Origin of the sequence: Achromobacter xylosoxidans (assembly GCF_014490035.1) — a bacterium.
In the GTDB taxonomy this organism is placed as follows: domain Bacteria; phylum Pseudomonadota; class Gammaproteobacteria; order Burkholderiales; family Burkholderiaceae_B; genus Achromobacter; species Achromobacter bronchisepticus_A.
Window position 1 is genome coordinate 5,525,622 of sequence record NZ_CP061008.1, and the last position, 18,113, is coordinate 5,543,734.

Consider the following 18,113-nt stretch of genomic DNA (forward strand, 5'->3'; position numbering starts at 1 on the left):
GCCAGGCTTTTTCCATCACATCTTCACTACATCCACACCCTTCGGCGCGACGAACTGGAATTCCTTGGCCGGCAGCTGCGGGTTGGCGGCAATGCCGGACAGGTCCACGCGGGTGGTTTGCCCGAACGAATCCAGCAGCTCCACGCGCACCGGCAGATTGTCCTTCATGCCGATGTCCACGCGCGAGAAACCCGCATCGGCGGTGCGCGGCTTGGCGCGCAGCCAATCGATCCCGTCCTTGGACGGCAGGGCCGAAACGTCGAACGACTGCTCCAGCGAACCCGAGCCGAACAGGATGGCGGCGGGCGAGGTGCCGATGGCGGCATCGACCTTGCGCTCGGTCACCTGGGCCAGGTCCGGATCGAACTGGAACACCTGGCGGCCGTCCGACACCACCAGCTGTTCATAAGGCTTCTGCACCGCCCACTTGAACTTGCCGGGACGCTGGAACGAGAACACGCCGGTCTGGGCGGGCTGCGTGCGGCCCTGGTTGTTCACCGTGTATTGCGAAAACGAGCCCGTGGCCGCGGTCACGGTAGCCACGAAAGCGCGCAGCTGCTCCTGCGCGCTGGCGGCGAACACCATGGCGGGCGCCAGGCTCAGGGCCGCCACGGCGGCCAGTCGACGGAACATCTTCATCAAGCTTCCTCTCGGGCGGCAGCGGCCGCGGGAACAAGGATCTCGCGGTTGCCATTGGACTGCATCGCCGACACCATACCCGATTGCTCCATCTGCTCCAGTAACCGGGCCGCACGGTTGTAACCAATGCGCAGGTGGCGCTGCACCAGCGAGATGGACGCGCGGCGGTGCTTGAGCACCACCTCGCAAGCCTGGTCGTACATCGGGTCGGATTCGGCGTCGCCGCCGATGCCGGTGACGCTGCTGGCGCCTTCGCCCGCGTCCCCATCCAGGCCGCCTTCCAGCAGGCCTTCGATGTAGTTGGGTTCGCCCTGCGCCTTGAGGCTTTCCACCACGCGATGCACTTCGTCATCACTGCAGAACGCGCCGTGCACACGCACCGGCAGGCCGGTGCCTGGCGGCATGTAAAGCATGTCGCCCTGGCCCAGCAGGGTTTCGGCGCCCATCTGATCCAAAATGGTGCGCGAGTCGATCTTGGACGACACCTGGAAGGCGATGCGCGTCGGGATGTTGGCCTTGATCAGGCCGGTGATGACGTCCACGCTGGGACGCTGCGTGGCCAGGATGAGGTGGATGCCGGCGGCGCGCGCCTTCTGCGCCAGGCGGGCGATCAGCTCTTCGATCTTCTTGCCCACCACCATCATCAGGTCGGCAAGTTCGTCGATGACCACCACGATGGTGGGCAGCGGCGACAGCGGCTCCGGCGCGTCCGGGGTCAGCGAGAACGGATTCGGAATGGGTTCCTCGCGCTTGATGGCGTCGCGGATCTTGGTGTTGTAGCCCGCCAGGTTGCGCACGCCCATCTTGCTCATCAGGCGGTAGCGTTTTTCCATTTCGCCCACGCACCAGTTCAGCGCGTTGGAGGCCTGGCGCATGTCCGTGACCACCGGCGCCAGCAGGTGCGGAATGCCTTCGTAGACGCTCATTTCGAGCATCTTCGGATCGATCAGGATCAGCCGGGTGTGGGACGCGTCCGCCTTGTACAGCAGCGACAGGATCATGGCGTTGATCCCCACGGACTTGCCCGAACCGGTGGTGCCCGCCACCAGCAGGTGGGGCATCTTGGCCAGGTCGGCCACCACCGGGTTGCCGGCGATGTCCTTGCCCAGCGCCATCGTCACGACGGAATGGCTGGCGTGATAGGTTTGCGAGCCCAGGATCTCGGACAGGCGCACCATCTGGCGGCGCGGGTTGGGCAATTCCAGGCCCATCAGGTTCTTGCCCGGAATGGTTTCCACCACCCGGATGCTGACCAGGCTGAGCGCGCGCGCCAGGTCCTTGGCCAGGTTGACGATCTGGCTGCCCTTCACGCCCGTGGCGGGCTCGATCTCGTAGCGCGTAATGACCGGGCCGGCCTGCGCCGCCACCACGGTGACCGACACGCCGAAGTCGGCCAGCTTCTTTTCGATCAGGCGCGAGGTGAATTCGATGGTTTCGGCCGACACCGTTTCCTGGTTGGTCAGGGGCGGATCCAGCAGGCTGATCGCCGGCAGGTCGCCTTCGGCGCCGCCCGAGGGCGCGAAGAACAGCGATTGCTGCTTTTCCTTTTCGACCCGTTCGGACTTGGGTACCACGGTAATCGCGGGTTCGATCCGCACCGGCTGCTCGTGGACCAGCTTTTCCTGCTTGGCCACGACCTGTTCGGTGCGCACGGCCTTGGCGACCTCGCCGACCTTGCGGTCTTCGCGGGCGGCGTAGGAATCGCGCACGCGGCGCACCAGGCCTTCCAGCCACGAGCCCACGCGTTCGGCGATGGACAGCCAGGAAAACGAGAAGAACAGGCTCAGGCCGATGGCCAGCATGACCAGGAAAGCCAGCGTGCTGCCGGTGAAGCCGATACTGCGGCCGATCAGGTCGGCCAGCGTCTGGCCGATCACGCCGCCCGCGCCGCTGGTGTTCTCGGAGGCACCGGGCAGATGCGTGCCGCGGCTGGCCAGGCGCAGGGCTTCCATGCCCAGCGACCCCACCAGCAACAGGAAGAAACCGATGCCCTCTTCCCAGTGGACACGGGGCAACACTTCCGGCTGCTTACTATTGGTAACGCGAAGATGGCTGGCCAGGCGGCGGTAGCCCGCGCGCACCCGGTGCAGCAGCAGGATCACCCACCACCAGGCGGAAAAGCCGAACAGATAGAGCAGGATGTCCGCCAGATAGGCGCCCAGCGTCCCGCCCTTGTTGTGGATGGCACCGGCGGGGACGGAATGCGACCAGCCGGGGTCGGCCGCGTTCCAGGTGGCCAGCACCAGCGTCAGCCAGGCCGCCAGGGCGGCGAAGAGGATCCAGCGGGCTTCGCGCAGCAACGCGGACAAGCGCGTCTGCAGGGGGGAAGGCCCGTTACGGGTGTTGCGCGAGGCGCGCGGAGAAGCAGTCGAGATACGCGGCATGCGGCTCATTATAATTGGGCGTTAACCTAAAGATACCCGCCCATGTCCACGCCCAAGCACGCTAAAGTTTTGATACTCGGTTCCGGCCCTGCCGGTTACACGGCGGCCGTCTATGCGGCACGCGCCAATCTGAGCCCTGTTCTTGTTACAGGTCTGGCCCAAGGCGGCCAGCTCATGACCACCACGGACGTCGACAACTGGCCGGCGGACGCGGAGGGCGTGCAGGGTCCGGACCTGATGCAGCGCTTCCAGAAGCACGCCGAACGTTTCAACACCGAAATGATCTTCGACCACATTGCCAAGGTCGATGTGTCCAAGCGCCCGTTCACTCTCACGGGCGACACCGGCAAGATCTACACCTGCGACGCGCTCATCATCGCCACCGGCGCCTCGGCCAAGTACCTCGGCCTGCCGTCTGAAGAGACCTTCATGGGCCGCGGCGTGTCCGGCTGCGCCACCTGCGACGGCTTCTTCTACCGCAACCAGGACGTGGTCGTGGTCGGCGGCGGCAATACCGCCGTGGAAGAAGCGCTGTACCTGTCGAACATCTGCCGCAAGGTCACCCTGATCCACCGCCGCGACAAGTTCCGCGCCGAGCCCATCCTGGTCGACAAGCTCATGAGCAAGGTCGAGAACGGCAACATGGAGCTCAAGCTGTTCCATACGCTGGAAGAAGTGCTGGGCGACGACAGCGGCGTCACCGGCGTGCGCGTGCGCCACGTCGACACCGGCGTCACCGAGGACATGGCGGCCACCGGCGCGTTCATTGCCATCGGCCACCAGCCCAACACCGAGATCTTCCAGGGCCAGCTGGAAATGAAGGACGGCTACATCGTCACCAAGAGCGGCCTGTCCGGCATGGCCACGATGACCTCGGTCCCCGGCGTATTCGCCGCCGGCGACGTGCAGGACCACGTCTACCGCCAGGCCATCACCAGCGCCGGCACCGGCTGCATGGCCGCGCTGGACGCACAACGGTGGCTGGAGAATGCGGGGCAGTAAGGTCGGCCTGGCCGACCTGAAACGCCTGAAGAAAGACCTGCAGGCCGAGCGCGAACGCGCCGCCCTGGCCCAGCGGGTGGCGGTGCTGAAAAAACCGGATACCGCCCCCGTTGACGACATGGCGGCGTTCAAGCGCACCATGCAGTCAGTCACGCCGATCAAGCAGGCCGCCCGGGTGGAGCACAAGCCCGTGGCGCAGCCCGCGCCCGCGCTGCGCCGCGCCAACGCGCTGGGCGAAACCCCCACGCGCGCCGATGCCGGCGTCTCCGACGGCGGCGAAATCACGCATCTGCTGTCCGAAGGCGGCACCGCCTTCGTACGCAGCGACGCCGCGCCCGACACCGCGCGCAACCTGCGCCGCGGCCAATGGCGCGCCGGCGCCGAACTGGACCTGCATGGCCTGCGGGTGGAACAGGCCCGCCACGCCCTGCTGTCGTTCCTGGACGAATGCCAGGAGCACGGCATCCGCTGCGTGCGCATCGTCCACGGCAAGGGCTATGGCTCGCAGGGGCTGGAGCCGGTGCTCAAGGACAAGGCCCGCACCTGGCTGGTGCAGAAGAGCGAAGTCCTGGCGTTTTCCGAAGCGCCCGAGCGCGAAGGCGGCGCGGGCGCCCTGCTGGTGCTGCTGCGGCAATCCGAGGGAACACGCAAATGAAATGGCTCTACCTGGGCATAGCCATCATCGCCGAGATCTTCGCCACCAGCGCGCTCAAGGGGTCCGAAGGCTTCACCCGCCTGGCGCCGTCCATCGTGACGGTGTTCGGCTACCTGATTTCGTTCTATTTCCTGTCGCTGACGCTGCGCGAGATTCCGGTGGGCATCGCCTACGCCATCTGGTCCGGCGTGGGCATCGTGCTGATTTCCATCGTCGGCGCGGTGCTGTTCAAACAGCACCTGGACACGCCGGCGCTCATCGGCATCGGCCTCATCATCGCCGGCGTGGTGGTGATGAACGTCTTCTCGAAATCCGTTTCGCATTGAAGCCCCGCGACGGGTCAACGGCGAGTTCCCAGATCCGCCGCTGGCTGGCGGCCTGGCTGTGCCTGGGCTGCCTGGGCCTGCTGCCGGCCGGCCACGCCCTGGCCCAGGAGTTCAACCGCGCGGCCGAACTCGCGCGCTACCGGACCTGGCTGAGCGCTTTCAAGCAGGACCTGGACCAGTTGTCCGCCATGCCCGGCCCCTTGTCGCAAGCCCAGTTGGAAGCGATGTTCGCCCGCACGGTGGTGCCCGGCTCGCGCGGCGCGGGATTCATCCGCCAAGCGTTCACGCAGCGTGGCAGTGAAGGCGCCTACTTTCCGAAATCCGGCCCGCGCGCCGTGCTCATGGCCGTGCTGGACAGCGCCATCCCGGCCGGCCAGGGCGGCTTGTATCCGGAAACGGATGCGGCCCTGAACGTCGCGGACCTGACCGTCTGGTACCTGCATGTGGATGTCGGCGACATGACCAATACCTACCTGCTGTCGGGCGAACACTTCACGCCCTACAGACTGCCGCCTCCAGGCAAGCTGGAACGCAACGCCTACCCCTTCCTGCTGATGGACACGCGCGATGACGCCTTGCGCCTGGGCGGGATCAGCAGCGAACTCTGGGGGCTGATCGCCTACCTGCACAATGCGGCACTCTGATTCCGCACGGCGTCTGCTTGCGCTGACCGCGCTTTCCCTTGCGCCGGGGCTGGCCAGTGCGCTGTGCGAACCGCTGGCCGCGTCCGCGCAGCGCCACACCGGGGTAATGGACATTTCCCTGGACGACACCAATACCTTGCTGGCGCTGGACGGCTCGCGCATCCGCTCATGGTTGCCTGGCGTCGCCATCGACGCCGGCGAGCGCGCCTTGGCCACCATATGGGCAGAACGGGTGGACTGGTCCGTCTACGCCGCCGCGCCGGACGCCCGCATCGGCGTCACCATGCTGCGCTGGGAAAGCGCCCCCGACGGCCGCCAACATTTGTGCGGCATCGCCCGTTACAGCGCCGGCGCCGTGCACGAAGCCCGCGCGTCGGGCAAGGCCGCGCTGCCCCCGCCAGACGCCGAAACGCGCTTCTACTATGACGCCGCCGGTCGGTTGACTGGCTACGAGGAACGCTCGCGCGCCTGGGACGGCCGCCGCAACCGGCCGGCGCGCTATTGCCTGCGCTACGACACCCACGGTTGGCTGGCCGAGCTGGGCGCCAACGATTGCGCGGCGCCCTCCCGGCCCATGACCCGCTACGTGCATGACGCGACGGGCCGGCTGTTGCGCACGATTTCCTATCAAGACAAATCCGAAGATGCGTTCGAAGTCGTGACGCATGACGCTCAGGGCCGCAGGGCGCAGCGCTACTTGCGCCAGCGGACGGCGTGGGCGGACGAACCTGCCGTTCTGGGACTGCCCTACCGCGCAAGCGCGGATCCCTACGCCTCCCTGGTGCTGCCCGGCCCCGCCTGGAAAGCGCCCGAGCTGGACTCGTACAACTACGACTGGGCCATCGTGCAGCCCAAGAAGACGGCCGAGGGGGTTGCCAGCATCTATGCCGCCAAGCGGGATCCCTCGCAGATATTGGCGCAAGGCAACAGCGGCGACCAGCGGCGATTCATCATGACCGCCGCGCAACGCAAGCGAATCTGGGAAGCGGCCGGCAAGACGCCGGGCGGCGTGCAATGGCTATGGGCGCCCGGCCAGACCTATACCTTGCTGCAAGCCATGCCCGCGGCGGCATGGGCTTCCTGCATCGATCCGGAAAACCGGAACGCCAACGCCTGCGGAACGCCTTAGCCGCGTTCGCCCTGCGGCTTGGGCGCGCCCGGATGGCGCAGGTAGTCCACCAGCGCCAGCGTGGCGCGGTCCGGCGGCGGCGTCAGCAGCGACACCACGATGATCGTCAGGAAAGCCACCGGCGCGCCGAACACGCCCGCCGCGATCGGCTGGATGCCCCACCACAGGTCCACGGGCTGGGTGCGTGAAATGCCCAGCACCCATTCGCGCAACCAGGGATGCGTGTGCGTCATGTAGGCGAACGTCGCCGCCAGCCCGGCCGCCATGCCCAGCGTCGCGCCCCATTTGTTGGCGCGGCGCCAGAACACGCCCATGACCAACGCCGGGAAAAAGGATGACGCCGCAAAGGAAAACGCGGCCGACACCATGAAGAGAATGTCCGCGGGCTTGCGCGCCGCCACCCAGGCGGCGCCGAAGGCCACCAGCAGCAGCAGAATCTTGGACACCATCACGCGGCGCGCCGCCGACATGCGCGGCGACACCATGCGATACCACATGTCGTGCGACAGGGAGTTGGACAGGGTCAGCAACAGGCCGTCGGCGGTGGACAGCGCCGCGGCCAGCCCGCCCGCCGCCACCAGGGCCGATATCACGTAGGGCAGTCCGCCGATTTCCGGCATGGCCAGCACCACCACGTCGGCGCCCATGCTGATCTCGCTCAACTGCACGATGCCGTCGCGGTTGACGTCGGTCACGTCCAGCAGATTGCTGTCGACGGCGCTCCAGGCATGCACCCAGTTGGGCAGGCTAAGAAAGCTGGACCCCACCACCTGGGTATAGACCTCGTACTTCACCAGCAGCGCCAGCGCCGGCGCCATGAAATACAGCAGCAGGATGAACAGCAGCGACCAGCACACCGATTTGCGCGCCTCGATGACCGAGGGCGTCGTGTATGAACGCATCAGGATGTGCGGCATGCCCGCAGTGCCCAGCATCAGGCAAAGCACCAGCGCCAGGAAATTGACGCGCATGTTGCGCTGCTCTTCTGGATCCTTGGACGGAAACGGTTCCGCATGCGGCGTGGCCGGCGCCGCTCGCGCCTCGAACGCGGCCTTGGCCTGCGCCCAGGCGATACGCGCCTCTTCCACGCCGGCGGGATAGCCCGCCAGCTCGCGCTCTGCCGAGCGGATCTCGACCATGGGCGCATCGTTCGCAGTCAACTGCGCCAGCCGGCTGCGCAGCTTGTCCTTTTCCAGTGTCCAGGATTCGGGCAATGCCGCCATCCGGCGACCCATCTCGTCGGCGCGCTCCTGCCACAGCCTGCGCACCTCGATTTCGGACGGGTCGTTCTGCAGGTAGACCTCTTTTTCGGTCACCTGCTGCAGCACCACGCCGGCCGACAGCTGCGGCACGGGCATGTTGGTGTGCTTGATGGACAGCCAGACCACAGGCACCAGATAGGCGATGACCAGGATGATGTACTGCCCCACCTGCGTCCAGGTGACTGCGCGCATGCCGCCCAGGAACGAACAGACCAGCATGCCGCCCAGCGCCACGAAGATGCCGAGCTCGAAGGAGATGCCGGTCATGCGCGTGGTGATGATGCCCACGCCGTAGATCTGCGCCACCAGGTAGGTGAAGGAACAGAGTATGGCGCAGGCCACGCCCGCCAGGCGCGGCATATTGCCGCCATAGCGCGCGCCCATGAAGTCGGGAATGGTGTATTGGCCGAAGCGGCGCAGATAAGGCGCCAGCAGCATCGCCACCAGCACATAGCCGCCGGTCCAGCCCATGATGTAGGCCAGCCCGCCATAGCCCGTCAGGTAGAGCGTGCCGGCCACGCCGATGAAGGAGGCCACCGACATCCAGTCGGCGGCCGTGGCCATGCCGTTGTAGATCGCGGGCACCCGCCGGCCCGCCACGTAGTACTCCACCTGATCCGAGGTCCGGCAGACGATGCCGATGCCGGCGTACAGGCTGACCGTGACCAGCAGGAACACATAGCCGATCCAGTTGCGCGGCATGCCCAGGATCTCGGCCAGCGCCATCAACAGGATCATCAACGCGAATCCCGCCGTGTACAGCACGTAGATGCGGCGCAACCGGACTCTGAATTGCTGGGGCGTGTCTCCGCTGAAAAACGGCATCAGCGGTGCCCTCCCACATCTTCGGAGCGCTCATCGGCGCGATTCATGATCCGGGCGTAGATGCCGATGATGACCAGGTAGGCCAGCGGCGCGCCATAGGCGGCCATCCAGAACGCGAACGGCCAGCCGATGAAATCGAAATTCAGGCTGCGGGCAAAAAAAGCGGGAATGAAGGTCAGTGCGGCCCATACGACGAGCAACACCAGGATCAGCCACAAGTTGCGGCGCCAATAGGGAGTCGTGGCGGGTGTCGAGGATGAAAGGCGCGATTCCGACATAGCTGGGATGAGCGAACCCTGTCTGATTATCGCGAAACGCGGCGCTTGAAAAGCCTTTGCGCTTGAAATGCCGGCTTTTTATGCGACAACGGCTGGCACTACCTGGTGCCAGCCGTTGTGCGTTTTGCTTTTTTTGGGTACTGCTTTACTTTTTTTATGTACCGGTGCCGCCGGTATTTGCCCATGCAGGGCTTTGTCTCCTCACCTGCATGGGAAGAGATTCTGCACCAGATGCGGGATTGTCACACTAGGGGAATGCCCTAAGAAGGAGCATTCATTTACATATTTCCCGCACCATATTGGTGCAATATAGGTTTCGGGTTCTAAATATTGGGATTTTTCGGCCGTCTTGCGGCCATTCCTGACCCCGCCTGCCTGGCCCCCGCTTCCCGCCGCTTGGCAGCTCCGGCTTGGGCCCGCGACCGTGCGCGCGCCATGCCCGCCTTTGGGCGGCTGCGAGAACCTGGCCCCATTTACGTTTCATTTACACCCCCCTCCCAAACGTATACCCCGTTTTTACCCCCCGCTCCGTAACCTGCCGGTGTCCTGATTGGTCACTACGCCTGCCCGGCGCGCATCCCTATTTGCCGTGCAGGCCCGTCGTTCGAAGGGAGCGCCGCTCCCGGGAGGAAAAACGTGGATGCCTTGTATATCGCCATCTTTGCCGTCATGGCCGGGCTGACCTTCGCCCTGCTGCGGTTCTGCGAAACCTTGTCTGCGGGAGAGCAGCCATGAACTGGCTCTATTGGCTGAGCGGCCTGACGGCCGCCCTGTTGTTCGTGTACCTGCTGGTCGCGCTGTTCAAACCGGAGAAATTCTGATGACCGCCGAATTCGTCGGATTGCTGGTCGTATACCTGGCAGTCCTGCTCGCGATCGCGCCCCTGCTCGGGCGCTACATCCGTATCGCCATGGAAAACGGGCAGTCCCGGCTGACCGCCTGGGGCCGCCCCATCGAGCGCGGCATCTACCGGCTGGCGGGCATAGACCCGCAGGCCGAGATGGGCTGGAAGCGCTACGCCGTGGCGGTGCTGACCTTCAACATCATCGGCATCGCGGCCGTCTACGCCCTGCAGCGCCTGCAGGGCGTGCTGCCGCTCAATCCTGCCGGCATGGGTGCGGTGTCGCCGGACTCGGCCCTGAACACCGCCATCAGCTTCGTGGCCAATACCAACTGGCAAGGCTATGGCGGCGAATCGACGATGAGCTACCTGACGCAGATGCTGGCGCTGACGGTGCAGAACTTCGTCTCGGCCGCCACCGGCATCGCCGTGCTGTTCGCGCTGATCCGCGGCCTGTCGCGCCATTGCTCGGCCACCGTGGGCAACTTCTGGACCGACATGGTGCGCAGCACGCTGTACGTGCTGCTGCCGCTGTCCCTGGTCCTGGCGCTGGCGCTCGTCAGCCAGGGCGTGATCCAGAATTTCAGCCCCTACCAGGAAGTCCAGACGGTCGAAGCCGTGCACTACGACCAGCCTCGCGTGGACGCGCAGGGCCAGCCCGTGCTGGACGCCCAGGGACAGGCAGTGACCGATCCCGCCGTCAGCAAGACCCAGACCCTGGCGATGGGTCCGGTCGCTTCGCAGGAATCGATCAAGCTGCTGGGTACCAACGGCGGCGGCTTCTTCAACGCCAACTCCGCGCATCCGTTTGAGAACCCCACGCCGCTGGCCAACTTCCTGGAGATGCTGGCCATCCTGGCGATTCCCGCCGCGCTGTGCTTTTCGTTTGGCGAGATGGTGGGCAGCCGGCGCCAGGGCATCGCGATCCTGGCGGCCATGACCGTGCTGTTCGCGGTGTTCGCCCTGTCCGCCGCCTACTTCGAACAGCAGCCCAATCCCATGGCGGCCCAGGCCGGCGCCGACAGCGCGCTCAGCGCGTTCTCGCCGGGCGGCAACATGGAAGGCAAGGAAACCCGCTTCGGCATCGCCGCCACCTCGCTGTTCGCCACCGTCACCACGGCAGCGTCCTGCGGCGCGGTCAACGGCATGCACGATTCGCTCAACGCCATGGGCGGCCTGACGCCGATGCTGTTGATGCAATTGGGCGAGGTGGTCTTCGGCGGCGTGGGTTCGGGCCTGTACGGCATGCTGGCCTTTGCCATCCTGGGCGTCTTCATTGCCGGGCTGATGATAGGCCGCACCCCGGAATACCTGGGCAAGAAGATCGAAGCCTATGACATGAAGATGGTCTCCATCGTCATCCTGGCGACCCCGCTGCTGGTGCTGGTCGGCACGGCGCTGGCGGTCTCGGTGCCGGCCGGCCAGGCTGGTGTGCTCAATCCAGGCATCCACGGTTTCTCCGAAATCCTCTATGGCCTGACGTCGGCCGCCAACAACAACGGCAGCGCCTTCGCCGGGCTGTCCGCCAACACGCCCTTCTACAACGTGCTGCTGGGCATCGCCATGTGGTTCGGCCGCTTCGCCATCATCGTCGCCATCCTGGCGATGGCCGGCTCGCTGGCCGCCAAGCGCCGCCTGCCCGCCGGCCCCGGCAGCATGCCCACCACCGGCCCGCTGTTCGTGGTGCTGCTGATCGGCGCGGTACTGCTGGTGGGCGCTTTGACGTATGTGCCCGCGCTGGCATTGGGTCCTGTCGCAGAACATCTGCAAGTGAAAGGCTAGGAATGAAAATGGCCAAGATTGAAACCTCTACTACCGGCGCTGGAGGCGGCGCCGCCCGCGCCGCATCGCACGCCGCGCATGAACGCCAGTTCGGCATGTGGTCGCGCGCCCTGGTCGGCCCTGCGGTGCTGGACAGCCTGCGCAAGCTCTCGCCTGCCGCGCAGCTGAAGAACCCCGTGATGTTCGTCGTCTACGTCGGCAGCATCCTGACCACGGTGCTGTGGGTCATGGCCCTGCGCGGCCAGGCCGAAGCGCCCGCCGGCTTCATCCTGGCGATCGCCGTGTGGCTGTGGTTCACCGTGCTGTTCGCGAACTTCGCCGAAGCCCTGGCCGAAGGCCGCGGCAAGCAGCAGGCGGCCACCCTGCGCGGCCTGCGCACCACCATCGACGCCCGGCTCCTGAAGGGCTTTCGCGATGCCGACGCCAGCACGGCGCAACCCGGCGCCTGGCGCAGCCAGGCCGTCAGCCAACCCTCGGGCCTGCTGCGCCGGGGCGACGTGGTGCTGGTCGAAGCGGGGGACATCATCCCTGGCGACGGCCAGGTCATCGCCGGCGTGGCATCTGTGGACGAAAGCGCCATCACCGGCGAATCCGCGCCCGTGATCCGCGAATCCGGCGGCGACTTCTCGTCCGTTACCGGCGGCACCCGCGTGCTGTCGGACTGGATCTTCGTGCGCATCGCCGCCGATCCCGGCGAGAGTTTCCTGGACCGCATGATCACCATGGTCGAAGGCGCCAAGCGCCAGAAGACGCCCAACGAGCTGGCCCTTACCATCCTGCTGGTGGGCCTGACCGTGGTCTTCCTGCTGGTGGTCGTGACCCTGATGCCGTTCTCGATCTATGCGGTCAGCGCCGCCGGCGGCGGTTCGGTCGTGACAGTCACGGTGCTGGTCGCGCTGCTGGTCTGCCTGATCCCCACCACCATCGGCGGCCTGCTGTCGGCCATCGGCGTGGCCGGCATGAGCCGCATGATGGGCGCCAACGTCATCGCGACGTCCGGCCGCGCCGTCGAAGCCGCCGGCGACGTGGACGTGCTGCTGCTGGACAAGACCGGCACCATCACTTTCGGCAACCGCCAGGCCTCGACCTTTCTGCCTGCCCCCGGCGTGTCCGCGCGCGAACTGGCCGAGGCCGCGCGCCTGGCCTCGCTGGCCGATGAAACGCCGGAAGGACGCAGCATCGTGGCGCTGGCCGACAAGTCCATCCACGCGCCCGCCGCCCCCACCCCGCACGCCGAATTCGTGCCCTTCACCGCGCAGTCGCGCATGAGCGGCGTGAACCTGAACGGCCGCATGATCCGCAAGGGCGCGGTCGACGCCGTGCAGGCGTGGCTGGCCGAGCAGGACTCGACGGTGCCGGAACAGGCGCTGCGCCTGGCCGAAGACGTGGCGCGCCGCGGCAGCACGCCGCTGATGGTCAGCGACGGCAACCGCGCGCTGGGCGTGGTCGAGCTGAAGGACATCGTCAAGCCCGACATTCAGTCGCGCTTCGCGGAATTGCGCCGCATGGGCATCAAGACCGTAATGATCACCGGCGACAACAAGCTCACGGCCGCGTCCATCGCCGCCGAGGCCGGCGTGGACGACTTCCTGGCCGAAGCCACGCCCGAAGCCAAGCTCAAGCTGATCCGCGCCTACCAGGCGGAAGGCCGGCTGGTGGCGATGACGGGCGACGGCACCAACGATGCGCCCGCGCTGGCGCAGGCCGACGTCGCGGTGGCGATGAATTCGGGCACCCAGGCCGCCAAGGAGGCGGGCAACATGGTGGACCTGGATTCCAACCCCACCAAGCTCATCGAGATCGTCGAGATCGGCAAGCAGATGCTGATGACCCGCGGCGCGCTGACGACCTTCAGCGTGGCCAACGACGTCGCCAAGTATTTCGCCATCATTCCGGCCGCCTTCGCCACCGTCTATCCGCAGTTGAACGTGCTGAACATCATGGGCCTGGCCACGCCGGCCTCGGCCATTCTGTCGGCCGTGATCTTCAACGCGCTGATCATCGTGGTGCTGATCCCGCTGGCGCTCAAGGGCGTGCGCTATCGCGCGCTGGGCGCCGCCGTGCTGTTGCGCCGCAATCTGCTCATCTATGGCCTGGGCGGCCTGCTGGTGCCGTTTGCCGGCATCAAGCTGGTCGACATGGTGCTGGCCGCCCTGGGCTGGGCCTGAGCCTCAAACTGCAAGGAACCCATCATGAAAAATTCCGCCACCCTGCCGCGCCAAGGCGGCATCCTGCGCCCCGCGCTGGTCGTCTTCGCCGCGCTATCGCTGGTGACCGGCCTGGCCTATCCCTTCCTGACCACGGGCATCGCCGCAGCCGTCTTTCCGCACGAAGCAGCCGGCTCGCTGATCAAGCAAGGCGACCAGGTCGTAGGCTCGGAGCTGATCGGCCAGTCGTTCAGTTCGCCCGGCTACTTCTGGGGCCGCCCGTCGGCCACCGCGCCCATGCCGTACAACGGCGCCGGCTCCGGCGGCTCGAACCTGGGACCGCGCAATCCCGCGCTGGCCGATGCCATCCAGGCCCGCATCGCCGCCCTGAAGGCGGCCGACCCGGACAACCCGGTCCCGGTGCCGGTGGACCTGGTCACCGCGTCCGGCAGCGGCCTGGATCCGCACATCAGCCCGGCCGCCGCGGCCTACCAGGCAGCGCGCGTGGCGCGCGCTCGCGGCCTGCCGCAAGCGCAGGTCGATGCCCTGATCCAGGCCCATACCGAAAAGCCCTGGCTGGGCGTGCTGGGCGACCCTGCGGTCAACGTGCTGACGCTGAACCTGGCGCTGGACCAATTGCGTCCGGCGCGCTGATGCCGCGGCGTATAGTATTGCCAGCCGTTCCCTCACACCTACTGCGCGTTCATGGCTGATATCGCTGGCGAGCGTCCCGACCCCGACGCGCTCTTGAAGACCCTGGACGACGCCGCGCGCCAGGCGGTGCGCGGCAAGCTGCGCGTCTACTTCGGATCATCGGCCGGCGTGGGCAAGACCTACGCCATGCTGGTGGCGGCGCGCGCGCAGGCCGCCCAGGGCGCCGATGTGCTGGCCGGCATCGTCGAGACCCACGGCCGGCGCGAAACCGCCACGCTGCTGGAAGGCCTGCCCGTCCTGCCGCTCAAGGACGTGCCGTACCGCGGCCACGTGCTGAAGGAATTCGACCTGGACGGCGCGCTGGCCCGCCATCCCGACTTGGTACTGGTGGACGAGCTGGCGCACTCGAACGCGCCAGGTTCGCGCCATGCCAAGCGCTGGCAGGACATCCACGAACTGCTGACGGCCGGCATCGACGTCTGGACCACGCTGAACGTACAGCACCTGGACAGCCTGAACGAAGCGGTGGGCAGCATCACCGGCGTGCGCGTCTGGGAGACCGTGCCCGACGAGGTCTTCGACGCGGCCGATGAAGTCATTCTGGTGGACCTGTCGGCCGACGAGCTGCTGCGCCGACTGAAGGAAGGCAAGGTCTATCTGCCGGAACAGGCCCGCCACGCCAGCCGCAATTTCTTTCGCAAGGGCAACCTGATCGCGCTGCGCGAGCTGGCGCTGCGCCGCACCGCCGACCACGTCGACGACGACGTCCAGGCCTATCGCCGCGACCGCGCCATCGAACCCGTGTGGCGTACGCGCGAAGCGGTGGTCGCCTGCATCGGTCCGGACGTGGACGCCGAGTACGTCATCCGCAGCGCGCACCGCCTGAGCCAGCAGCTGGAATGCGATCTGCACGTGGTCACCATCGACACGCCGCGCGCGGCCCCGCCGCCCCAGGCCGAACAGGAACGGATCCAGCGCAGCCTGGCCCTGGCGGATTCACTCGGCGCGCGCAGCGAAACCCTGGCCGGCGGCGACATGGTCGACGCCGTGGTGCGCTACGTGCGCCGCCACAACATCACCAAGGCCATCATCGGCCGCACCCGCGCCAGCGGCCTGCAGCGCCTGCGACTGTCGCTGTCCGCCGTGTTGACTGCGGCCATCTCGCTGGGCTGGCTATGGCGGCGCCACAGCTTTGCCGACATGCTGGCCGCGGGCTGCCCCGAAATCGACATCATCCGCCTGGGCGCGCCGCCGCTGCCGGCCGCGTCCGCGCCGGGACGCGACCCGCTCACGCTGGGCCGGCGGACGCGCCAGGCCGCCGACGAGCGCAATGCGCGGCCGCTGGCGGGCTATGCCTGGGCGCTGTGCTATTGCGCCGCCGCCACCGCGCTGTCCATGCTGGCCTTCCCGGCGCTGCACCAGACCAATATCGTCATGCTGTTCCTGCTGGCGGTGGTGGCCGTGGCGCTGCGTCACGGGCGCGGACCGGCGGCGCTGGCCTCGGTCATCAGCGTAGGGCTGTTCGATTTCTTCTTCGTGCAGCCGCTGGCGTCCTTCGCCGTATCGGACGTGCAGTACCTGCTGACGTTCGGCGTGCTGCTGTCGGTGGGCCTGCTGATCGGCCAGCTGACGGCCGGCCTGCGCTTGCAGGCGCAGGCCTCGGTCAAGCGCGAGGCCGATGCCCGCAGCCTCTACGAGTTCGCGCGCGAACTGTCGTCCGCGCTGCTGCCCGAGCAGATCGTCACCCTGGCCAGCGCCTTCGTGCATGCCACCTTCGGCTCGCGCTGCGCGCTGTACATTCTGGGCATGGACGACCGCCTGAAGCTGGCGTCTCCCGCGGCGGACGACATGCCGCCGCTGGAATCCGCGCTGGCCCAATGGGTCTACGACCACGGACAACCCGCCGGCGCAGGCACCTCCACCCTGTCCAACAGCGAACTGCTGTACCTGCCCCTGAAGGCGCCGATGCGCACCCGCGGCGTGCTGGCGCTGGCCGCCCCGCGCCGCAGCCTGTTCCTGAATCCCGACTCGCGCCGCCAGATCGAGGCCTACGCCACCCTGATCGCCATCGCGCTGGAACGCCTGCACTACGTGGAAGTGGCGCAGCAGGCGCTGGTCAGCATGGAATCCGAGAAGCTGCGCAACTCGCTGCTGGCGGCCGTGTCGCACGATCTGCGCACACCGCTGACCAGCCTGGTCGGCATGACGGACACGCTGATGCGCCAGCAGGCGACGCTGCCGCCCGACATCCACGACACCGTCCGCGCCATGCGCGACCAGGCCCAGCGCATGCACGCGCTGGTGGTCAATCTGCTGGACATGGCGCGGCTGCAGAACCGCGACACGCCGCTGCGGCTGGAATGGCAATCCATCGAGGAGCTGGTCGGCGCCTCGCTTGCCGCCATGCGCGAACCGCTGGCCGCGCACCGCGTCACCGTGGACAGCCTGTCGCAGCTGCCGCTGGTGGAATGCGACGGCGTTCTGATCGAGCGCGTGCTGTGCAATCTGCTGGAGAACGCGGCCAAGTACACGCCTGCCGGCAGCACCCTGCGCCTGCACGCGGACGTACACGAGGGCGAACTGCGCGTGGCAGTCAGCGACAACGGGCCGGGCGTGCCGCCGGGCGCGGAGCGCCGCATCTTCGAAAAATTCACGCGCGGCGACCGCGAGTCCGCCACGCCGGGCGTCGGCCTGGGCCTGGCCGTATGCGAGGCCATCATCGCCGCGCACCATGGGAAAATCTGGGTCGAACACGCGCCGGGCCAGGAATCCGGCGCCCAGTTCGTCTTCACGCTGCCCCTGGGCGCGCCACCCCCGATCCAATCCGAAACCCCTTGAACGCCGCAACGCATGTTCGACTACCAGCCTACCGTCCTGATCATTGAAGACGACGCCAACATCCGGCGCTTCGTGCGCCAGGCCCTGGAAAGCGAGGGCTGCGTCGTGCACGAAGCCGAAACCGTCAAACGCGGCCTGATCGAAGCCGGCACCCGGCAGCCCGACGCGGTGGTGCTGGACCTGGGCCTGCCCGACGAAGACGGCATGACCCTGATCCGCGAGCTGCGCGGCTGGACCGAGGTGCCGGTGCTGGTGCTGTCCGCGCGCAGCGCCGAAGCCGACAAAGTCGCCGCGCTGGACGCCGGCGCGGACGACTACCTGACCAAGCCTTTCGGCGTCAGCGAATTGCTGGCGCGCCTGCGCGTACTGCTGCGGCGGCACGCCAGGGGCGGCGCGGGCAATGCTTCCGAGATCAGTTTCGGCGACGTGCGCGTGGATTTCGCCAAGCGCGTGGTGGAACGCGGCGGCCAACACGTGCACCTGACCGCGATGGAATACCGGCTGCTGGCGGCGCTGCTGGCGCATCGCGGCAAGGTCATGACGCACCGCGAACTGCTGCGCGAGGTGTGGGGACCGTCGCACGTGGAAAGCAACCACTACCTGCGCATCTACATGGGCCACCTGCGCCAGAAGCTGGAAGCGGACCCGGCCCAGCCCGTCTACCTGCTGACCGAGATCGGCGTGGGCTATCGCTTCGCCGGCTGAAG

Annotated in this window: 15 protein-coding genes; 11 read left to right on the forward strand and 4 right to left on the reverse strand. The window is 67.1% G+C overall.

All coding sequences use genetic code 11. From position 1 onward, the window contains the following. Positions 1 to 15: 15 nt before the first annotated feature. Both lolA and IAG39_RS25630 read right to left on the reverse strand, forming a co-directional pair. On the reverse strand, positions 16 to 639 hold the full coding sequence (lolA, locus tag IAG39_RS25625) for an outer membrane lipoprotein chaperone LolA (RefSeq protein ID WP_059373806.1): 624 nt from the start codon (positions 637 to 639) through the stop codon (positions 16 to 18). Then, positions 639 to 3,023: a DNA translocase FtsK gene (locus tag IAG39_RS25630; protein ID WP_118931698.1), complete on the reverse strand. Its 2,385-nt coding sequence runs from the start codon at positions 3,021 to 3,023 to the stop codon at positions 639 to 641. Before IAG39_RS25630 ends, lolA begins: the two co-directional genes overlap by 1 nt. 42 nt (positions 3,024 to 3,065) lie before the next feature. On the opposite strand from IAG39_RS25630, the gene trxB reads away from it, so the two are divergent. The 5 genes from trxB to IAG39_RS25655 are packed head-to-tail and all read left to right on the forward strand — an operon-like array spanning position 3,066 to position 6,779. Beyond that, complete coding sequence (trxB, locus tag IAG39_RS25635) at positions 3,066 to 4,025, forward strand: thioredoxin-disulfide reductase (protein ID WP_059373804.1); 960 nt, start codon at positions 3,066 to 3,068, stop codon at positions 4,023 to 4,025. Continuing rightward, positions 4,012 to 4,680 (forward strand): Smr/MutS family protein, encoded by a 669-nt coding sequence (locus IAG39_RS25640; RefSeq protein ID WP_118931697.1) that lies wholly within the window; start codon positions 4,012 to 4,014, stop codon positions 4,678 to 4,680. Before trxB ends, IAG39_RS25640 begins: the two co-directional genes overlap by 14 nt. Next, positions 4,677 to 5,006: a DMT family transporter gene (locus IAG39_RS25645; RefSeq protein WP_054450090.1), complete on the forward strand. Its 330-nt coding sequence runs from the start codon at positions 4,677 to 4,679 to the stop codon at positions 5,004 to 5,006. Before IAG39_RS25640 ends, IAG39_RS25645 begins: the two co-directional genes overlap by 4 nt. After that, on the forward strand, positions 5,003 to 5,650 hold the full coding sequence (locus tag IAG39_RS25650) for a hypothetical protein (RefSeq protein ID WP_118931696.1): 648 nt from the start codon (positions 5,003 to 5,005) through the stop codon (positions 5,648 to 5,650). Before IAG39_RS25645 ends, IAG39_RS25650 begins: the two co-directional genes overlap by 4 nt. Further along, complete coding sequence (locus tag IAG39_RS25655; protein ID WP_118931695.1) at positions 5,637 to 6,779, forward strand: hypothetical protein; 1,143 nt, start codon at positions 5,637 to 5,639, stop codon at positions 6,777 to 6,779. The genes IAG39_RS25650 and IAG39_RS25655 overlap by 14 nt, the downstream gene beginning before the upstream one ends. Here IAG39_RS25655 and IAG39_RS25660 read toward each other — a convergent pair. Together IAG39_RS25660 and IAG39_RS25665 are read right to left on the reverse strand one after the other, a co-directional pair. Beyond that, the gene (locus IAG39_RS25660) at positions 6,776 to 8,866 is read right to left on the reverse strand and encodes a sodium:solute symporter family protein (protein ID WP_059373800.1); all 2,091 of its coding nucleotides are present in this window, start codon (positions 8,864 to 8,866) and stop codon (positions 6,776 to 6,778) included. The genes IAG39_RS25655 and IAG39_RS25660 overlap by 4 nt on opposite strands. Beyond that, positions 8,866 to 9,144, reverse strand: coding sequence for a DUF4212 domain-containing protein (locus IAG39_RS25665; protein ID WP_059373799.1), 279 nt, complete (start codon positions 9,142 to 9,144; stop codon positions 8,866 to 8,868). Before IAG39_RS25665 ends, IAG39_RS25660 begins: the two co-directional genes overlap by 1 nt. A gap of 731 nt (positions 9,145 to 9,875) precedes the next feature. Between IAG39_RS25665 and kdpF the strand changes: the two genes are divergently transcribed. Genes kdpF through kdpE form a run of 6 tightly spaced genes read left to right on the forward strand, consistent with a single transcriptional unit; the run spans position 9,876 to position 18,111 of the window. Next, positions 9,876 to 9,965, forward strand: coding sequence for a K(+)-transporting ATPase subunit F (gene kdpF, locus IAG39_RS25670; RefSeq protein ID WP_013391886.1), 90 nt, complete (start codon positions 9,876 to 9,878; stop codon positions 9,963 to 9,965). Next, positions 9,965 to 11,767: a potassium-transporting ATPase subunit KdpA gene (kdpA, locus tag IAG39_RS25675; RefSeq protein WP_118931694.1), complete on the forward strand. Its 1,803-nt coding sequence runs from the start codon at positions 9,965 to 9,967 to the stop codon at positions 11,765 to 11,767. The genes kdpF and kdpA overlap by 1 nt, the downstream gene beginning before the upstream one ends. An 8-nt stretch (positions 11,768 to 11,775) precedes the next feature. After that, positions 11,776 to 13,935, forward strand: a complete 2,160-nt coding sequence (gene kdpB, locus IAG39_RS25680; RefSeq protein WP_059373797.1) for a potassium-transporting ATPase subunit KdpB — start codon at positions 11,776 to 11,778, stop codon at positions 13,933 to 13,935. Between the two features lie 24 nt (positions 13,936 to 13,959). Beyond that, complete coding sequence (kdpC, locus tag IAG39_RS25685) at positions 13,960 to 14,568, forward strand: potassium-transporting ATPase subunit KdpC (RefSeq protein WP_059373796.1); 609 nt, start codon at positions 13,960 to 13,962, stop codon at positions 14,566 to 14,568. 51 nt (positions 14,569 to 14,619) lie between these two features. Then, a complete protein-coding gene (locus IAG39_RS25690) occupies positions 14,620 to 17,406 on the forward strand; it encodes a sensor histidine kinase (protein ID WP_187523933.1) in 2,787 nt (928 codons plus the stop codon). A gap of 12 nt (positions 17,407 to 17,418) precedes the next feature. Continuing rightward, the gene (gene kdpE, locus IAG39_RS25695) at positions 17,419 to 18,111 is read left to right on the forward strand and encodes a two-component system response regulator KdpE (RefSeq protein WP_059373794.1); all 693 of its coding nucleotides are present in this window, start codon (positions 17,419 to 17,421) and stop codon (positions 18,109 to 18,111) included. The last annotated feature ends 2 nt before the right edge of the window (positions 18,112 to 18,113 follow it).

Excerpts from the sequence above, each read along its gene's own strand:
- kdpB (WP_059373797.1), top strand. The coding sequence starts at position 11,776 with ATGGCCAAGATTGAAACCTCTACTACCGGCGCTGGAGGCGGCGCCGCC.
- IAG39_RS25630 (WP_118931698.1), bottom strand. The coding sequence starts at position 3,023 with ATGCCGCGTATCTCGACTGCTTCTCCGCGCGCCTCGCGCAACACCCGT.
- trxB (WP_059373804.1), top strand. The coding sequence starts at position 3,066 with ATGTCCACGCCCAAGCACGCTAAAGTTTTGATACTCGGTTCCGGCCCT.
- IAG39_RS25690 (WP_187523933.1), top strand. The coding sequence starts at position 14,620 with ATGGCTGATATCGCTGGCGAGCGTCCCGACCCCGACGCGCTCTTGAAG.
- IAG39_RS25645 (WP_054450090.1), top strand. The coding sequence starts at position 4,677 with ATGAAATGGCTCTACCTGGGCATAGCCATCATCGCCGAGATCTTCGCC.
- kdpA (WP_118931694.1), top strand. The coding sequence starts at position 9,965 with ATGACCGCCGAATTCGTCGGATTGCTGGTCGTATACCTGGCAGTCCTG.
- kdpE (WP_059373794.1), top strand. The coding sequence starts at position 17,419 with ATGTTCGACTACCAGCCTACCGTCCTGATCATTGAAGACGACGCCAAC.
- kdpC (WP_059373796.1), top strand. The coding sequence starts at position 13,960 with ATGAAAAATTCCGCCACCCTGCCGCGCCAAGGCGGCATCCTGCGCCCC.
- IAG39_RS25660 (WP_059373800.1), bottom strand. The coding sequence starts at position 8,866 with ATGCCGTTTTTCAGCGGAGACACGCCCCAGCAATTCAGAGTCCGGTTG.
- kdpF (WP_013391886.1), top strand. The coding sequence starts at position 9,876 with ATGAACTGGCTCTATTGGCTGAGCGGCCTGACGGCCGCCCTGTTGTTC.
- IAG39_RS25665 (WP_059373799.1), bottom strand. The coding sequence starts at position 9,144 with ATGTCGGAATCGCGCCTTTCATCCTCGACACCCGCCACGACTCCCTAT.
- IAG39_RS25640 (WP_118931697.1), top strand. The coding sequence starts at position 4,012 with ATGCGGGGCAGTAAGGTCGGCCTGGCCGACCTGAAACGCCTGAAGAAA.
- IAG39_RS25655 (WP_118931695.1), top strand. The coding sequence starts at position 5,637 with ATGCGGCACTCTGATTCCGCACGGCGTCTGCTTGCGCTGACCGCGCTT.
- lolA (WP_059373806.1), bottom strand. The coding sequence starts at position 639 with ATGAAGATGTTCCGTCGACTGGCCGCCGTGGCGGCCCTGAGCCTGGCG.